Here is an 18069-nt window from a genome sequence, read left to right as displayed (position 1 = left end):
GACTTACGCTTCGCTATCACTTTCAGCAAGGTCGACCAGTTCACGTACGGCGACGGCAAACAGTGCAAAACCACCTTCACTGCCACCGCGCACCTCGTCAATCAGGTGGCACCAGCGGCGGTGTAGCTCGGCGTGCTGCTCAAGCCACTGAGCCACACGCTCTTGAGTGTCACGACTACCCGCTTCCAGCTTCAGAACACTGGTCGTTAGTGCCAGTTGCTGGCGATCAATATCGTCACGGAAGGTTTCTCGCGCTTGCGCTTGCCACGCATCACGCACTTCCAGCTGGGTCACCTGCTGGATAATCCAAGGTAGCTCTAGACGGCTGCCAATTTCGTAGAACACTTCGGCCACACGCTGAGGCTTCTCATTGGTGACCCGTGCTGCGTGAATAATGCCCAAACCTGCATAGAGACTAGGCGATGCAGCCACCGTAGAGGCTAGCGCTTCTGGCACACCTGCTTCTAGCAGCTCGTCACAACGCTTACGCCATGTCGCCTTCTCTTCTCCGCTGAGCAGTTCACCAATCCCTTCTTGCAGTTGAGCAAGGCGAGGTCCGAAGTACTCAATTGTATCTTGGGTCGACAGTCCCAAATGCTGACGCAGGAACCAGCGCGTCGCGCGGCGAATCATGCGCATCAGGTCGAGCATCATTGAGTACTGCACACGGTTCGGCACTTGGTTGTCCAGCGCCTCAATCTGTTCCCACAGTGCCGTCAGGTTAAACGCGTCTCGAGCGACCACGTAAGCACGAGCAATATCAGCTCGACCTGCGCCGGTAGAGTCCATTAGACGACGAACGAAGACGATACCCATGTGGTCAACTAGATCGTTGGCCACTTGGGTGGCAACAATTTCACGCTTCAGACGGTGGTCGTACATCTCGGTCTGGTAGCGTTCCGTCAACACCTCAGGGAACAAGCGTTCTAAATGACGATGAATGTAGGGATCATCCGGCACATCAGAGTTGATCAAATCGCCTTTCAGGGTGCTCTTAGCGTAAGAAATCAGCACCGACAGCTCAGGTAACCGCATGCCCTGATCATGACTGGCGCGCTCTTTAAGCACATCATCGCCAGGCAAGAACTCTAATTCACGATCAATTTGACCGGCTGACTCAAGCTCACTGATAAAGCGACGGTATGGCCCCATGCCTTGGTGAGACAGAATTTCTGACAGATCCAGCGCTTGGGTTTGACGATAGTTATCGAGAATGACTAGGTTAGCAACTTCCTCGGTCATATCTGATAGCAGCTGGTTACGCTGTTTGTCGGTCATGTCACCACGCTTAACCACTTCATCAATCAATATCTTGATATTGACCTCATGGTCAGAGCAGTTAACCCCGCCCGCATTATCGATAAAGTCTGTATAAACGCGCACACCTTTAGCGGCCGCTTCCATCCGGCCACGCTGGGTCAAGCCCAAGTTTCCGCCCTCACCAACAACGCGGCAATTCAACTCAGCGCCGTTAATACGCAGCGCGTCGTTGGCTTTGTCGCCCACGTCGGCGTCGGTTTCATCGGAGCTCTTCACATAGGTGCCGATACCACCGTTCCACAACAGATCAATCTTGGCCTTCAGCATGGCGCGGATCAGATCATTGGGTGAAAGGCGCGTTTCTTCGATACCAAACACCTGCTGCATTTCCGGAGTAATCGGAATCGATTTCGCGCTGCGGCTAAAGACACCGCCCCCCTGTGAAATCAGTTCAGCATTGTAGTCTTCCCAACTGGAGCGCGGCAGATTGAACATGCGCTTACGCTCGGCGAAAGCCGCTTCTGCGTCGGGGTTCGGATCGACAAAAATATGCAGGTGGTTAAATGCGCCTACCAGCTGGATTTTATCCGACAGCAGCATGCCATTGCCGAAAACATCGCCGGCCATATCGCCAATGCCCACTACCGTGAACAAATCTTGTTGGGTATTCACGTCGAGGTTTTTGAAGTGACGCTTGACGGATTCCCAGGCACCACGCGCGGTAATTGCCATTTTCTTATGGTCGTAACCGTTAGCACCGCCAGAAGCAAAGGCATCCCCGAGCCAGTGGCCATACTCTATGGATATCTCATTTGCGATATCCGAGAAAGTTGCGGTCCCTTTATCAGCAGCAACGACAAGGTAGCTATCGTCGCCATCATGGCGTACCACATTTTGCGGTGGCACAACTTCACCACCCACTAGGTTGTCAGTGACATCCAGCAGTGCGCGAATAAATATTTTGTAGCAGGCGATACCTTCTTTCTGCTGGGTTTCACGATCAGCATTTTCTGGCATGCGTTTGCATACGAAACCGCCTTTAGCTCCCACAGGCACGATAACCGCATTTTTCACCTGCTGGGCTTTTACCAGGCCTAACACTTCCGTACGGAAATCTTCGTGGCGATCTGACCAGCGCAAGCCACCGCGAGCGACTTTACCACCACGCAGGTGAACACCTTCTACGCGGGGTGAACAGACAAAAATCTCAAATGCCGGACGGGGCTTGGGCATGCCCGTAACTTTCGAGGGCTCCAGTTTATAGGAGATGTAATCTTTAAAACGGCCATCATCCGCTTTCTGGTAGTAGTTAGTGCGCAGAGTCGCTTGAATAAGCTCCATAAAGCGACGCAGCAACTGGTCATCATTGAGGCTGGCGACACTTTCCAGGTTCTCATTTAAACGAGCAATACAGTCATCTAAGCTGCTTGGCTGATGCTTGGGATCAAAGCGCAAGCGGAATAGCTCAACGAGCGCCTGAGTGATTACCGGGTAATTGGCTAGAGTAGCTGCGATGTAATCCTGCGACATACCAAAGCGAATCTGCTTAAGGTAACGGGCATAACCGCGCAGCATGGCGACTTCACGCCAATCAAGGCCAGCACCAATTATCAGACGGTTAAAAGCGTCGTTATCCGCCTCACCGGCCCATATACGCTTAAACGCTTCGCTGAAGGTGTCACGCATTTCGCTTAAATTAACGCCTTCGCGACTATGTTCCAGCTCGAAGTCATGAATCCAGTAACGCTGCTGCGGAGCATTAATGTCATAAGGACGCTCGCCAATAACGCGCAATCCCAGGTTTTCCATCATCGGTAGCACATCAGACAGCGGGATCTGCGTTTCACGATGGAAAAGCTTTAAGTTCATACCGCCCGCTTGCTCTTCCAGGGGGCGATAAAGTGACAACGAGAGATCGTCACCGCTATCCAGGGTCAGTAGATGCTGAACATCAAACACTGCTGTGCGCGCGTTGAAATCTTCTCGGTAACTGGCCGAGAATGCGTCATGGAAGTTATCCATTTGGTGATTGGCACGCTCTTCACCAAAGCCTTCAATCATCGCTTCCTGAAGCTCATCACGCCAGCTACGTGCCAAACGTGCCACTTTGCTTTCTAAGCGCTTAAGATCGTATTGACTTGGTCCTTCACCATTAAAGCGCAGAATAAGCTGAATACGAGCTAAAACCGACTCTGATAAATAGGTGTTAAAGTCGCCAAAATGAGCGTCTAGTTCATCGCATAGCATCGTTTGTATGCGCTGGCGCAGGTCGGTAGAGAACACATCTCTTGGAACAAAGACTAAGCAAGAGTAGAACTTACCGCTGACGTCCGCGCGAATAAACAAGCGCACTTGGCGGCGTTCGCGGATATTAAGAATACCGAGCGACGTGCTGGCCAGGGATTCGGTGCTGATCTGGAATAGGTCATCACGCGGATACACTTCCAACACTTGCAACAGCTGTTTACCGTTATGCCCCTGGGGGTTAAACCCGGCAATATCCATCACGGCTTTCAACTTGCGACGCAGCAGCGGAATATTGCGTGGCGATTCGTTATAAACCGTAGATGTGAACAAGCCAAAGAAGCGCCGCTCGCCGATCACATTGCCGTCGTCGTCATAGCGATCAACGGTAATGTAGTCTGGGTACGTGGGGCGATGCACCCGGGAGTGATGCGCGCTTTTAGCAAACGACAGTAGCTGGGGTACTAATACATAGTCGCCATTCTCATCAACCCCCTCTTCAGTGCGAATACGCTCACGGTAACGCGGCTGATCAAGGCGGAAAACCCCCAGAACACTATTAGGATCGCGCTGCAGCTCTTTGCCTTCCAGCAGGTACTCGTCGTAACCCAGGAAGGTAAAGTTGTCTTTGAGCAGCCACTCTAAAAACGCGATGGCCTCTTCATGATCGTCAGGATCAATTTGCGGGGGGCAGTTTTTCTCTAACTCTTGAATAGCCGACGTGATTTGACCGCACATCTCGTCAAAATCGCTGACTGCGGTTCTAACATCACGTAGCACTTCATGTAACTTATTCTCAATTTTGGTCAGCGATTCAGGATCCGAGTGACGATCCACTTCAATAACCATCAGCGACTCACGCGCCTCAGGCGCATCTTCATCTCTTGGCGAGGCAAGTGCTTTGAGCTGATGCTGACCGTCACGCGCCACGGCAAGCACAGCGTTCTGAATAGCGTGAACCGTCAGTCCGCGACGATTAAGCTCAATCCGTACCGAATCAACCAAAAATGGCATATCTTCGTGCAAAACGGCAACGAAGGTGTGGGTTGACTGCCAGCCATGCTCTTCAAAGTCGGGGTTGAAGATGCGCACCTTGGGATTTTGGGGATCGTGATGCTGTAAAAACTGCCAAATCGACAGTGTGGCCCCATACAAGTCGTCTAAACGCCGGTCAACCAAGTCTTCAACGGGTACCGTGGCGTAGAAGTGGCGAGCAAAGGCTTCGACATCTGCCGCTCGCTCCGGCTCCAGTCGCGCATCCAATCGCTCTTGTAGCTGCTTCAAAAGATCCCGCCGACTCTCTTCAATCGCAACGTAATGCATCCATCACCTCGACTGCCTGGGGCCACAATTTAGGCCAAAAAACGAAGGACAATAGGCCTTTAGGCCACACTATCCACTAGCTTACGCTACCGTTGCTTATCCCCCTAACCATCTGACAGCTTATTCATGGTGTATGCCGCTTATGCATCATAAGCACTATTGACAAGAGCTCTTAAACATTATCGGCAACTTCTCTATTGCCCAGCGCTCTTTCGTGTGAGTAATACACCGCATTCACAATGCTCGGTAAACGGAAACTGATCAAAAAGCGCGAACCGTTCAATATGGTGTGTTTGAGTCAGTATGGTTAAGTTTTCGGCTAGCGTTGCAGGATTGCATGAAATATAGACGATTTGAGCGTATTCGCTGATTTGATGACAACTTTCGGCGTCCAGACCCGCTCTTGGTGGATCGACTAGCACGGTGGAAAACTCATACGCATCCAACGCCATCTCCGCCACTCGGCGACCTGTTTTCTCGCCCTTTAGCGCCAAGGCGAACTCTTCAGCGGACATTCTTGCGACCTGGGCATTAGCTACACCGTTAGCGTCCAGATTGACGTTAGCGCTGGCAACCGAGGTGCGGGAAATTTCAGTCGCCAAAACGCGGCGGAAGTTATCCGCTAACGCAATGGTAAAATTACCGTTACCGCAGTAAAGCTCCACCAAGTCTTCACCCTGCCGTCCAGCGGTGGCCTCCTTGGCCCAGCTAAGCATGGTCTGGCAGATATGCGCATTCGGCTGAGTAAAACTGTTTTCGACCTGTTGATACACCAGTTCACGGCCATCAACGGTTAAGCGCTCCCACACATGATCTCGGGTTAGCACCAAGCGCTGCTTGCGAGAGCGACCAATAATCATGATGCCAAGCGTCTCCTCCAGTGCGCGCGCTTCGGCTTCCCAGGCTTCGCCTAGCGGACGGTGGTAGATCAGCGTTACCAAGGCTTCGCCCGACAACGTGGTTAAAAACTCAACTTGAAATAAGCGCCGACGAAGTTCATCGCTGGCAAGAAACGCTTCTCGCAGACGCGGCATCAGCGCATTGATATGCTCACTAGCGACAGGGAACTGATCCAAACGCACGACACGCTTGTTTTTGGGATTGTGCGAATCGACCTCAAACATGGCGTAGAAGAGGTCATCATCTTCATGCCAAATACGAAATTCGCAGCGTTGCCGATAGTGGCTTGGCGGTGAGGGGTAGACTTCAAGCGTGGGCGTGGTGAACGCTGCAAAGGTTTTCTCCACGTAGGCTTGCTTTTCAGCGAGCTGTTCGGCATAGCGTTCTGGTTCTACAGTGGGGATCGCCAAGGTAGTTCCTCATTTAATTAAAAAAACATCAATAGAAACAAACAACCTAACAGAGGGACTACACCGCGTTAGGAATCGTTAATCGTTGTGGTGCGTGAAAACCAAAGCGTGCCAACCCGTTAGCAAGTTGCGACGCCGATGCTGTCGTGAAGCAACGCCCATCTTGAGCGCTGTTGGCTATGGTCGGTACCACTTGCCCTACCCGACGGGCAATTGCGTCGCCAGAATCCACCCACACCAAGGGTACCGGCGACAACCGGATTAGCTCAGTTTTCAACAGTGGGAAATGGGTACAGCCCAGCACAACCGTATCGAGTGCTGGGTTAGCCTGGGTAGCCTGCCATAAAGGTGTTAGCGCTAGGCTTAATCGCTGCTCGTTAATCGGTATGCCGGATAGCCACGCTTCCGCTTCTGTGACCAGTGCATCTGCCGCCACCCTGGTGACCACACAGTCACTCGCGAAGCTATTAATTAACGTCTGAGTATACGGCCTATTGACGGTCGCCGTTGTGGCGAGCAAGCCAATGTGACGTGTCTGACTACTCAACGCAGCAGGCTTGATAGCAGGCACAGTTCCAACAACCGGAATATCTAAAGTTGCACGCAATCCCTCTAACGCTAGGGTGCTAGCGGTATTACAAGCAACTACCAAGACACTCGCTTGACAGGCATCTACTGCCGCTTTACATACCGAGACAATACGCTGTGAGAGCGTCACATCATCACGTAGGCCATAGGGTAGCCACGCATTATCACAGGCATAACACATTGCCAGATGCGGATAATGCTGGCGAAGCGCATGGGCAACCGAAAGGCCGCCCACACCTGAATCAAACAGTAGTACAGGCCCAGACATCACTGCTTAGCCATCCGATACGCGTTGTACATGCCACCCTCCTCAAGCCGCCAATAAAAAACGGGGCGTTAGTTTAACACGCCCCGTTACACCTTGAGTGATCAGCTTGCGCGCTACATTGATGGCACTTCGGCACCACGCAATTCAGCGTAAAGTTCGGGGTACGCTTGTTGTAAACGCTCTAGTTCTTTTTCAGCCCCCTCAGGTAACGCTTGACGAAGCTCCTCCATATCCTCTTCGCTGAAATGCTTATCTATCAACGGGAACAGACCCTCTCTCTCATGACGGAGATAGGCACGGTGTGCATCAAGGTACGCTTTCAACGCCTCTGCAAAGCGATCCATGGGGAGCACGTTATCCATTAGAATCATGTCGATATCATTGGATAAACGGGACAGGCGCGGCTTTAATTTTCGATAGTCACTGGCCATTTGCTCCATCAATGGAAGGTGCTCAGGAGCCTGCTCTTGCAGACGTTCCACGCAAATCTTTTCCAGCGGAGAAGCAAAACCATCCATATAAGACAAAATGTAGTCCACCACCTCACGCATCAACTGGAAGTCGGGCCGTTCACCGCTCACGAGTGTTTTTTGTTTTAGCTGCAACACATGGAGCATTCGCGCCATGTTGGCATGATCTAGACGCAGTTGGTTTAACATCTTGCCGTCTCCTTTGTAAGTGCCTTACCTTTCGCCCATTGCCTACTAGCGCTTAAGCGCATGGCATGAGCTGGGTTCAACTACACTGGTGTTAATCGTTACCATGCGCCTTTGGCATTACCTAGGCAAGCAGGCGCTTATCCGTCGGTTATGCCCAAAGGTAGCCCGACGTAACATTATTTACCACAGACACTTGTTAATCGTTGATTGTTCAACGGCAAGATTTACGATGGAAATTTATAGGGAACGTTTATATGGATCTTTTTGACCGCGTGTCCGTTACCACGAGTGAAGACGCGCCCCTTGCCTACCGTATGCGCCCTCTAACCCTTAACGATTACGTCGGCCAGCAAGCATTAGTGGGGCCTGAAAAACCCCTACGTCGTATGGCAGAGTCCGGTGCCGTGCGCTCAATGATTTTATGGGGGCCGCCCGGTGTGGGGAAAACAACGCTAGCAGAGTTACTAGCACGCGCTTCTGGCGCTCATCTTGAGCATTTAAGTGCCGTCATGGCCGGTGTAAAAGAAATTCGTTTAGCAGTAGAGCGAGCACAGCAACGCACATCACCCACACTTCTATTCTTAGATGAAATCCACCGATTGAACAAGAGTCAACAAGACGCGTTGCTGCCCCATGTGGAGTCCGGCCTGCTAACACTGATCGGCGCAACAACAGAAAACCCCTCTTTTGAGGTCAACTCAGCGCTACTTTCCCGTGCTCGGGTCTATGTACTTAAACCGCTGAGCCATGACGAACTTCTACAGGTGTTATCTCAAGCATTAAACGATGCGGAGCATGGCCTGGGGAAGCGCCGCATCGAGATGGAAGAGGGAGTATTAGAGGCACTTGCTCATGCCAGTGCAGGCGACGCACGTCGCGCGCTGGGACTACTAGAAACGGCCTGCGACTTTACTGAACAGCATGGTGATAAAGAGGTGCTACACAAAGCGGTGTTAGCCGATGTGGTAGGTCATCAATCAAGCGCCTTTGATAAGCAGGGTGACGCTTATTACGATTTATTATCAGCCGTTCATAAATCAATTCGCTCATCACGTCCTGATTCAGCCCTGCTGTATATGGCACGCTTTTTACAGGGCGGCGGCGACCCGCTTGATATTGTGCGCCGCTTAACGGCGATTGCCTCAGAAGATGTAGGAAATGCTGACCCTCGAGCACTCCCCCTGGTCATTGCTGCCTGGGATGCCTATTTACGTTTAGGCGATTACGAGGGCCAGCGGGCGATCGCCCACGCCGCTATTCATTTAGCGGTTGCTCCTAAAAGTAATCGTATTGATCGTGCCTGGAAGGCTGCACAGCAGTTTGTGCAGCAGCAACCACAGCTGGAAGTTCCCAGCTATCTTCGTAACGCTCCCACCAAACTGATGGAGCAGCTAGGACATGGCCAAGGTTATCGCTACGCGCATAACGAAACTTATGGCTACCCTGCTGGCAGCGCTCATGACTGTTGGCCTGATGATTTACCTAAAACACGATTTTATGAACCGAGCGTCTTTGGTCAGGAGAAACGCTTTGGTGAGATAATGGCGTGGCGGGAACAGCAGGACCTAGAAGCAGATCAGGCACCATAAGGTGCCTGATCTATTCATCGTGCGACATTATTGCGAGAGTGTATTGCTCTTCTCACAACATTTTTTACAGCTCTTCGCGGATAACATCCGTACCTTCAGGAATATCAAAATTGAATAAGCTGCGGTCAATGCTACCGTTACGGGTAATGTCGCTAAACGTAATCGCGGTACGCTGACCAGTACTGTCCATCATCCACAGTTCCGTTAAGGTCTGATTGTCAAAGACCATGCTTAGCTCTTCAAATAACGTATCCGCTGAGATAGGAATCAGCGTAAATACGTCATCACCGTTCTGCTGCTCATGAAATACGTCATAGCTAGCAGTTAAATCGCTTGCACTGCCTGAAAGCAACAGCGCGGGTGTATGAGTGACCCGGTCATCCATTGCCTGAACGGTGACTTGCTCAAGATCAGGGTCATAGAGATAAACATCATCACCATCCGAGACGACGACTTGCGTATAAGGCGCATCTACTTCCCAACGTAGCATGCCAGGGCGCGAGAGCCACATTTCTCCACGCGCGCTTTGTAAACGCTCACCTCCACCGTCCAAAATTTGCTGTTCAAACGTCGCTTGATAGTTCTCAAGCGGGTCAAGCCGCTCAGTAAGGCGCTCTGCAGCCTCGTTTGCCCACGCAATAGGCGATGCAAAGGCTAACCCTAGCGCACTGGCTGCTAACGCTAACGCTGATGAGCGTCGAGTATGTGTATCGCGCATTATATTCTCCCTAGGCAGTCATTGCCGGATAGCGGACAAGGCAAGGAGCGTTAAGACGATCCGTGTAGCCTCTCAGACGCAAAACGCGCCGCAGGGTTTCACCTACGGCGCGACTTTCACGCTTATTGCATTATTGAGCCAAGCGCCGGGCACTAATTAACAGACAAGTCAGTGGCCTATCGGTGGCGGTGCCAACACTTCACGGGCACCGTTAGATCCCATAGAGGTAACCACACCGGCACCTTCCATTGCTTCCACCAGGCGTGCAGCGCGGTTATAACCGATTTTGAAGCGACGCTGAACGGCAGATATAGAAGCTTTGCGTGTTTCGGTAACGAACTGAACCGCCTCATCATAAAGCGCATCCTGCTCAGCATCATCGCCATCTACGCCCTCAGCCTCAAGACCCGTCAGTGCATCGGCGGTTACACCGCCTGACAAAATCTCTTCAATGTACTCAGGCGCGCCACGTCGCTTCCAATCATCCACGACCCGGTGCACTTCGTCATCGTCTACAAAAGCACCATGAATCCTGTTAGGTGGCCCTGAGCCAGCGGGTAAGTAAAGCATATCACCATGGCCGAGCAGGCTCTCGGCGCCCCCCTGATCCAGAATGGTACGCGAATCAATCCGCGACGATACCTGGAAGGCCATTCGCGACGGAATATTCGCCTTAATCAGCCCGGTCACCACATCAACAGAGGGGCGCTGAGTAGCCAAAATCAGGTGGATACCCGCTGCACGCGCCTTTTGTGCCAAGCGAGCAATGAGTTCTTCAACTTTCTTCCCGACGATCATAAACATGTCGGCGAATTCGTCGATCACCACCACGATGTAGGGCAGTTTTTCAAGGATTGGCGGCGTTTGATGCATTTCCCATGGCTGTGGCTCCCAAAGCGGGTCGGCAACTTGTGCGCCGGCACTCTCAGCCTCATCTAAACGACCATTAAAGCCTGCAATGTTACGCACCCCCATTGCCGCCATTAATTTGTAGCGGCGCTCCATCTCCGCAACACACCAGCGCAGACTATTTGCAGCTTCTTTCATATCCGTGACCACGGGAGCCAAAAGGTGTGGAATGCCATCGTAAACTGACAGCTCCAGCATTTTTGGGTCAACCATGATCAGCTTCAGCTCATCTGGGGTCGCTTTTAGCAGCATGGAAATCAGCATGGCATTAACACCCACTGACTTACCAGACCCCGTCGTACCAGCAACCAGAAGATGGGGCATCTTACCTAGATTAGCGACAACGGGCCCGCCGCCAATGTCCTGACCCAACGCCATGGTCAGTGGCGAGCTTTCTTGTTGATAACGGTCAGAGTCAATTACTTCACGCAGACGAATCATTGCTCGATGGGGATTAGGTATTTCAATGCCGACCGTTGGACGTCCAGGAATTACCTCAACCACACGTACACTCTTGACCATTAACGAGCGTGCTAGGTCTTTAGCAAGGTTACTGATTTTGGAAACCTTCACCCCAGCCGCTGGCTTAATTTCAAATCGGGTGATCACAGGGCCAGGCCATGTATCAACGACTTCCGCTTTAACACCATACTCACGCAGCCTCACTTCCAAGAGCTCCGCCATATCAGCAAGCTGCTCGTCCGTGTAATTTGGCTCATGCGGCTCTGGAGGCGTCAGCAGCTGGAGACTGGGCACATCCCCTTCTGGCTCATCAAATGTTTCAAACGCTGGACGCTGGCTCTGCAGATGCTCAACGGTCCACAGAGTAGGCCCATTGTCAGATTCTTTTTCCTCAGAAGACGCCTCGTCGGCAGACATGTCATTTGAATCCACCGTCTCAGAAGACTCACCTTGGGGAACCCCAACCCTGGGTGCCTCCGCCCTGGATACCTCAGTCCTGGATACATCAGAATCATGTAGCGTTGGCTCTTGGCGCGTAGCAGTAACGGCTGGTCGTGCGACAGGGAGATCATCTTCCTCATCATCCCATACTGGCTCTGGCACGACTTCAGGTACTCGTTCGGAACGAGGCTCAGGGGGCGTCGCATGTACAGGGCGAGAGTCACCAGCATCTCGCAGCGTGATTGCGGGCGTATGCTCGGGTTCAGGCATGCTGGTAGAAACAGGCGCCATCTCGCGTTCAACGTCGTCGCCTTGCTTAGCTGCATCATGCTGTTTTATTTCATGCGCTGCATAAGACATCGCCTGAGACGTAGCTTGATGCTCTGTTTCATCGCGTGATACGTCTGCCGATGAAGTAAATGGCTGCGTTTCTGCTGGCTGAAAACTAGGTGCAGGATGAGAAGCCGATTTTTCACCGGCTAGCTCATCACGCGCTGGCCGATCGAACGTTGGCTCTGCCTCTCTCGCGGAGAGCGGTACTGAAAGTGTTGGCTCGCTGCTTTCGTCCTTGATGCGCACCGCAAAAGCATCCTCGCGAGGCGCGCTGGGCAATTTTTCCTCGGCGTCTTCTACAGCGTCTTCCGCAACCTTTTCCACATCGTTGTTCACAACAGGCTCTATTTTAGGCTCTGTTTTAACTTCTGCTTTAGCTTCACGCCGCTCTTCAGCCGTGGTTTCAAGCGGCTGGTCATTAGGCTCAACCGACGGAACATCCTGAGGGGCGTCCATCTCAGAAGCAGGCTGTTCAGCCGCAGTTGAGGATGCACGCTTGGGCATCTCTTCCTCAGGCAACGCCCCTGAAAATGCAGCCGCTGCCCATGGAATTGAGGTATCTGTCGTAGTGGTTGAAAAACTAGGCTCACGACGTACGCGGCTGCTTTCTTGGGCGGGTGCTTGCTGGTGACTACTCTCTTTTGGACTTGGGCGTTGCGAGTCACTCTCTGGCTTAGCCGCTTTAAATTCAGCTAGTGGTTTCTCTTTTACTTTCTGAGACGCCGCTTTCGCGGCGGCACGCACAGCAGCACGCTGGGAGCGCCTCTCACGCCCTTTAGCACGCCGAGCGCTGAACCAGCCCCCTACTTTACACAGACGACGACCAAGCTCATCAGCCACCTGTAACCACGACATGCCGCTAAACAGTGGAAAACCGATCAAGATTAGCGCAGCAGAAATAAGACCAACACCACCATTGCTGACAAGTGGTTTTAGAGTGCTGACTAACCCTTCGCCCAATATACCGCCAGAGGCGTAAGGCAAAATGCTGTCAGGATGATAAAAATGCAGCGCACCCAACATCGTCGTGCCGAAGATAAGCAGCACTAATCCTCCGGTGTGGACAGCAATCGCTACCGGATCGATATCAAACCGCACTTGGCGTGACCTCATTAGCCACCAGGCTGCATAACCAAACATTCCCGGCCACCACAAGGCACTTGCTCCCAGCAGCGAATAAAGCACGTCCGCAAGCCAAGCACCAACAGGCCCCATCCAGTTATGAACATCCGTTTCCGGCCCTTGATAAGACCAACCTGGGTCGGCAGGGTCATAACTAAACAGTGCCAATAACAAAAATACGCACAGCGCAAGCAGCACCACGACCACGCCTTCGCGCGCCGAGCCCTGCAAGCGCAGGCCAAATCGACGAGCTTTATCCTTTGCGGCTTTAACTCGCCCAGTTGAGGCCGTTGATGATGGTTGACGCGAGTTACGTTGCGTTCGCTTGTCTACCGCCTTATTTACTTTCAAGCGATTCTCCCTTTACACCTCAATGGTGTCTTTAATCCACTTGCGAGTTTGCATCATACCGAGCATCCTTTCGCCGTCACAGCGCTTCTATCGAAGTGTTCAGTAACAGGAGCAAACAATGCTACCTTGGCTTTCATCGCCACAGCCTATCTTTCCGTCTACCGACCTTGCCCTCGAGTCACCGAACGGCCTTCTTGCCGCAGGCGGAGAGCTCTCCCCCCACTGGTTAATCCACGCTTACCGAAAAGGTATTTTTCCATGGTATAGCGATGATGAACCTATTTTGTGGTGGAGCCCCAACCCACGTATGGTATTGCAACCACCACAGTTTAAACGACGTCGTAGCCTTGTTAAGCGATTGCGTCATGGTGGCTTTATCGTCACTGTGGATCAACAGTTTGAAAACATTGTTAAAGCATGCGCTGCGCCACGCTCTGGGGAGCCAGGCACTTGGATCAATCAAGATATGCGTCACGCTTACCAACGTCTACATGAGCTAGGCATCGCGCATAGCATTGAAGTACATCTTGAAGGCCAACTGGTTGGCGGGCTTTATGGATTAGCAATGGGGCCAATCTTCTTTGGTGAATCAATGTTCTCGCAAGTGCCCGATGCCTCTAAAATCGCCCTCGCCCACTTAGCCCATGCTATGCAACACCATGAGGGTAAACTGATCGACTGCCAGATGCACACACCTCACTTGGCGAGCCTTGGTGCGACAACAGTCGCTCGTAAGACGTTCATCAACTATCTTGAAAAGTGGTTGCCTAACGAGGCATTTAACTTAACGAATATGACCAATGAAGCACCTACTATACCTGGATCACCGTGGCTTGGTGCCATTGCCTCAGGCCACTCTTCAGAATGGTAAGCGTATTCAAACTAGTCCATGTTCAAACTAAGCAAGGAGGCAAGCCGTGAGTAGTAACGCTCCTCGCCGCCCTGTGCGGGATTTGCGCTTCTTCCTAACCGTTCCCCACGCCTGCAGCTATCTTCCTGGCAAAGAGGCAACCACTCTGTTTCTGGATCCCCAGGAATCTCCCGTTCCCGGCGTTTATGACTCACTTTCGTTACTCGGCTTTCGTCGCAGCGGTCGCCACCTATATCGCCCTCACTGCGAGGGTTGCAATGCCTGTCGCTCAGTACGCATTCCTATCAGCGACTTTAGCGCTAATCGCACCCAACGCAAACTCCGGCGTCTTAATGCCGATATTGCTACACGTGTAGTGCCTGCACGCTATGAGGCAGAGCATTATGCACTCTATGCAGACTATATCCGCTTACGCCACGCCGATGGTGACATGTATCCGCCTAGCCGGGAGCAGTATCGTACCTTTTTAACGCTCGAAGAACCCTATGCACACCTTTTAGAGATGCACCTGGATGGGAAGCTCGTCGCGGTCGCGGCATTTGACCAACTTGAACATGGGCTATCGGCTATTTACACGTTTTTCAGTGTCGATAAGGCCTTGGAAAAGCGATCACTGGGAACGTTTGCTATTCTCAAACTTATTGAGCTGTGTGGTGAAAAGTCTCTCCCCCACTTGTATCTTGGGTATTGGATTGAAGAGTGCCGTAAGATGCGTTACAAGCGCGCGTTCACCCCAATAGAGGTGCTCGACGGGCGACATTGGCGGCCTTTAATTTGCTAAACTTGCCAGCTTTTTTGCCTTGATGGCAGGCTTACGGCACAATATAGCGCTGCTTGCTGGGTAACCGTCACCTGACGACACCCATTGAAGTGACTAATTAGACCAAACCATTACGTTAAATAAGTGAGGATCTGCCTATATGGCACGCGAAGATCATATTGAAATGGAAGGCGTTATTGTTGATACCCTTCCCAACACCATGTTCCGTGTTGAGCTGGAAAACGGCCACGTCGTCACCGCTCATATTTCAGGCAAGATGCGCAAAAACTACATCCGCATCCTGACAGGTGACAAGGTAAAAGTAGAGCTGACGCCCTACGATCTGTCAAAAGGCCGTATTGTTTATCGCTCGCGCTAAGCCTTGGTAACGCCTACAAGCAAATACTGCCCGCGCATGCACGCATCTTGACTGAAAATATAGCGTAAGTACGGCGCCGCTCTCTGGAAACGACAACGCCCCGTCGGATGACAGGGCGCTGTGCTTTAGTGAGGCATGAGATAAGGGCTTAATGTAGACTTAGCGCCCTTTTCAGGGCGCATCCGCCATCTCCGACTCCGTTGACAAATGCAGCTCACCTTCTTCAAGGCTAACGTGCACAATGCCGCCTTGATCAGCCAGCTCGCCAAATAGGATCATCTCAGCCAACGGCTTCTTCAGTTTCTCCTGGATCAAGCGAGCCATTGGGCGTGCTCCCATATCGGGATCGTAACCCTTCTCTGCCAACCAGTCTCTCGCGGTATCATCCACTTCAAGCTGTACACGCTTTTCGTCCAGCTGTGCCTGTAGCTCGATCAGGAACTTATCGACTACGTTACGCACAACAGACGTTTGCAGCGCATGGAACTGGATAATACCATCCAAGCGGTTGCGGAACTCAGGCGAGAAGGTGCGACGAATCACTTCCATCGCGTCGGTTGAGTGGTCTTGGCTTTGGAAACCGATAGAGCGCCGTGATGCCTGCTCTGCCCCTGCGTTCGAGGTCATGATCAGGATCACGTGACGGAAATCCGCCTCGCGGCCATTGTTGTCTGTCAAACGACCGTGATCCATAACCTGCAGAAGCAGGTTAAACACTTCAGGGTGCGCCTTCTCAATTTCATCTAGCAGCAATACACAATGCGGCTGCTTGGTGACGGCTTCCGTTAACAGGCCCCCTTGGTCATAGCCAACATAGCCTGGAGGGGCACCAATCAAGCGTGAAACAGTATGACGCTCCATGTACTCCGACATATCAAAGCGTACTAGTTCGATACCCATGATATGCGCCAACTGCTTAGCCACTTCGGTTTTACCAACGCCGGTTGGGCCAGCAAACAAGAAACTACCTACTGGCTTATCTGGCGATTTCAAACCGGCACGGGAAAGCTTAATGGCAGCGGAGAGAGTATCGATGGCCTCATCTTGACCGAACACCAACATTTTCAAGTCGCGGTCGAGCTTCTCTAGCAACTTACGATCAGAACTTGAAACACTCTTTGGCGGAATGCGCGCAATAGACGCCACTACCGCTTCTACCTGTTCAACATCAATAGTGTTAGTCCGCACTTCTGGCGGTAGCATACGCTGGTGCGCGCCTGCCTCATCAATCACATCGATGGCTTTATCGGGTAGGTAACGGTCATTGATATAGCGATCAGCCAAACGAGCGGCACTCTCTAGCGCGCCATCGGTGTACTTAAGCTCATGGTGTTCTTCAAAGCGCGAACGTAACCCTTTGAGGATCTTGATGGTGTCATCCACAGAGGGTGCTAGCACATCCACTTTTTGGAACCGACGAGCCAGGGCGCGATCTTTCTCAAAAATACCGCGGAACTCTTGGAACGTTGTCGAACCGATACACCGCAACTCACCGGAGGAAAGCAAGGGCTTCAGCAAGTTAGACGCATCCATTACGCCACCCGAGGCAGCACCCGCGCCTATTACGGTATGAATCTCGTCAATAAAGAGCACGGCGTTAGGCTGCTTGCGTAATTCACTAAGCAAGCTTTTTAGGCGCTTCTCGAAATCACCGCGGTATTTAGTACCCGCTAACAACGCTCCCATATCAAGCGAGTAAACCACTGCATCGGCAATCACATCCGGCACATCTTCTTCAACAATGCGCTTTGCTAAGCCTTCTGCGATAGCGGTTTTACCAACACCAGCCTCGCCGACCAATAGCGGGTTATTCTTGCGCCGGCGGGCAAGGATTTGCACCACGCGCTCAAGTTCATGATCGCGACCAATCAATGGATCTATTTTGCCTTGACGCGCCTGCTCATTCAGGTTGGTAGCATAACCGGTTAACGGATGCGCAGCCCCTTCAGAACTACCCTCTTCAGCATCTTCACTCTCTTGAGAAGACGGCGATGGAGCAGCCCCATGGCCAGCCACCTTAGAAATACCGTGAGCGATATAGTTAACAGCGTCTACGCGCGCAACGCTTTGTTGCTTGAGGAAGTAAACGGCTTGGCTTTCCTGCTCAGAGAAAATAGCGACCAGCACATTAGCGCCAGTCACTTCACTCTTTCCAGATGACTGCACATGAAATACAGCACGTTGCAATACGCGCTGAAACCCAAGGGTAGGCTGGGTTTCGCGATCCGCCTGACTCTCAGGAATCAATGGTGTGGTCGAATTAATAAAATCCTGCAGATCGGACCGCAGCTTATCGAGATTCGCCCCACACGCCTTTAACACGTCAACTGCTGACGCATTATCCAACAACGCCAGGAGCAGGTGCTCAACGGTCATAAACTCGTGGCGCTTTGAGCGAGCCACGGTGAAGGCCGTGTTCAGGGTAAGTTCAAGTTCTTTGCTCAGCATGGCAGTCCCCTTTTCGCTACTACCTAGGGCGTGT

At 52.1% G+C, this 18069-nt stretch carries 11 protein-coding genes; 4 read left to right on the top strand and 7 right to left on the bottom strand.

Annotation, left to right across the window (positions count from 1 at the left end; genetic code table 11):
- Window positions 1–3: 3 nt before the first annotated feature.
- The 4 genes from J4377_RS05395 to J4377_RS05380 form a co-directional block, all read right to left on the bottom strand.
- Window positions 4–4827 carry an NAD-glutamate dehydrogenase gene (locus J4377_RS05395; RefSeq protein ID WP_038482563.1) on the bottom strand — a complete coding sequence of 1608 codons (4824 nt, stop codon included), beginning with the start codon at window positions 4825–4827 and terminating at the stop codon, window positions 4–6.
- A gap of 194 nt (window positions 4828–5021) precedes the next feature.
- Window positions 5022–6137: a tRNA (uridine(54)-C5)-methyltransferase TrmA gene (gene trmA / locus J4377_RS05390; RefSeq protein WP_038482560.1), complete on the bottom strand. Its 1116-nt coding sequence runs from the start codon at window positions 6135–6137 to the stop codon at window positions 5022–5024.
- Window positions 6138–6195: 58 nt separating this feature from the next.
- Window positions 6196–6993 carry a glutamate racemase gene (gene murI, locus J4377_RS05385; RefSeq protein ID WP_038482557.1) on the bottom strand — a complete coding sequence of 266 codons (798 nt, stop codon included), beginning with the start codon at window positions 6991–6993 and terminating at the stop codon, window positions 6196–6198.
- A gap of 113 nt (window positions 6994–7106) precedes the next feature.
- Entirely contained in the window at window positions 7107–7652 is a 546-nt protein-coding gene (locus J4377_RS05380) for a hemerythrin domain-containing protein (protein ID WP_038482554.1), read from the bottom strand.
- A 254-nt stretch (window positions 7653–7906) separates the two neighbouring features.
- On the opposite strand from J4377_RS05380, the gene J4377_RS05375 reads away from it, so the two are divergent.
- Window positions 7907–9241, top strand: a complete 1335-nt coding sequence (locus J4377_RS05375) for a replication-associated recombination protein A (RefSeq protein ID WP_198348426.1) — start codon at window positions 7907–7909, stop codon at window positions 9239–9241.
- Between the two features lie 64 nt (window positions 9242–9305).
- Here the strand turns inward: J4377_RS05375 and lolA are convergent, their stop codons facing one another.
- Both lolA and J4377_RS05365 read right to left on the bottom strand, forming a co-directional pair.
- A complete protein-coding gene (gene lolA / locus J4377_RS05370) occupies window positions 9306–9959 on the bottom strand; it encodes an outer membrane lipoprotein chaperone LolA (protein ID WP_038482548.1) in 654 nt (217 codons plus the stop codon).
- A gap of 168 nt (window positions 9960–10127) precedes the next feature.
- On the bottom strand, window positions 10128–13577 hold the full coding sequence (locus J4377_RS05365) for a DNA translocase FtsK (protein WP_253487282.1): 3450 nt from the start codon (window positions 13575–13577) through the stop codon (window positions 10128–10130).
- 118 nt (window positions 13578–13695) lie between these two features.
- Between J4377_RS05365 and aat the strand changes: the two genes are divergently transcribed.
- The 3 genes from aat to infA all read left to right on the top strand — a co-directional run bounded on the left by aat (window position 13696) and on the right by infA (window position 15587).
- The gene (gene aat, locus J4377_RS05360; protein ID WP_120385496.1) at window positions 13696–14448 is read left to right on the top strand and encodes a leucyl/phenylalanyl-tRNA--protein transferase; all 753 of its coding nucleotides are present in this window, start codon (window positions 13696–13698) and stop codon (window positions 14446–14448) included.
- A gap of 46 nt (window positions 14449–14494) precedes the next feature.
- On the top strand, window positions 14495–15229 hold the full coding sequence (locus J4377_RS05355) for an arginyltransferase (protein ID WP_038482539.1): 735 nt from the start codon (window positions 14495–14497) through the stop codon (window positions 15227–15229).
- A gap of 139 nt (window positions 15230–15368) precedes the next feature.
- A complete protein-coding gene (infA, locus tag J4377_RS05350; RefSeq protein WP_007111068.1) occupies window positions 15369–15587 on the top strand; it encodes a translation initiation factor IF-1 in 219 nt (72 codons plus the stop codon).
- 171 nt (window positions 15588–15758) lie between these two features.
- Here infA and clpA read toward each other — a convergent pair whose 3' ends face one another.
- The gene (clpA, locus tag J4377_RS05345) at window positions 15759–18035 is read right to left on the bottom strand and encodes an ATP-dependent Clp protease ATP-binding subunit ClpA (RefSeq protein WP_095602355.1); all 2277 of its coding nucleotides are present in this window, start codon (window positions 18033–18035) and stop codon (window positions 15759–15761) included.
- Window positions 18036–18069: the final 34 nt, after the last annotated feature.

The sequence above is a fragment of the Halomonas sp. XH26 genome, from assembly GCF_024138895.1.
Taxonomy (GTDB): domain Bacteria; phylum Pseudomonadota; class Gammaproteobacteria; order Pseudomonadales; family Halomonadaceae; genus Vreelandella; species Vreelandella alkaliphila.
Note: the sequence above shows the minus strand (reverse complement) of the source record. Positions and strands in the feature narration are given on the sequence as shown.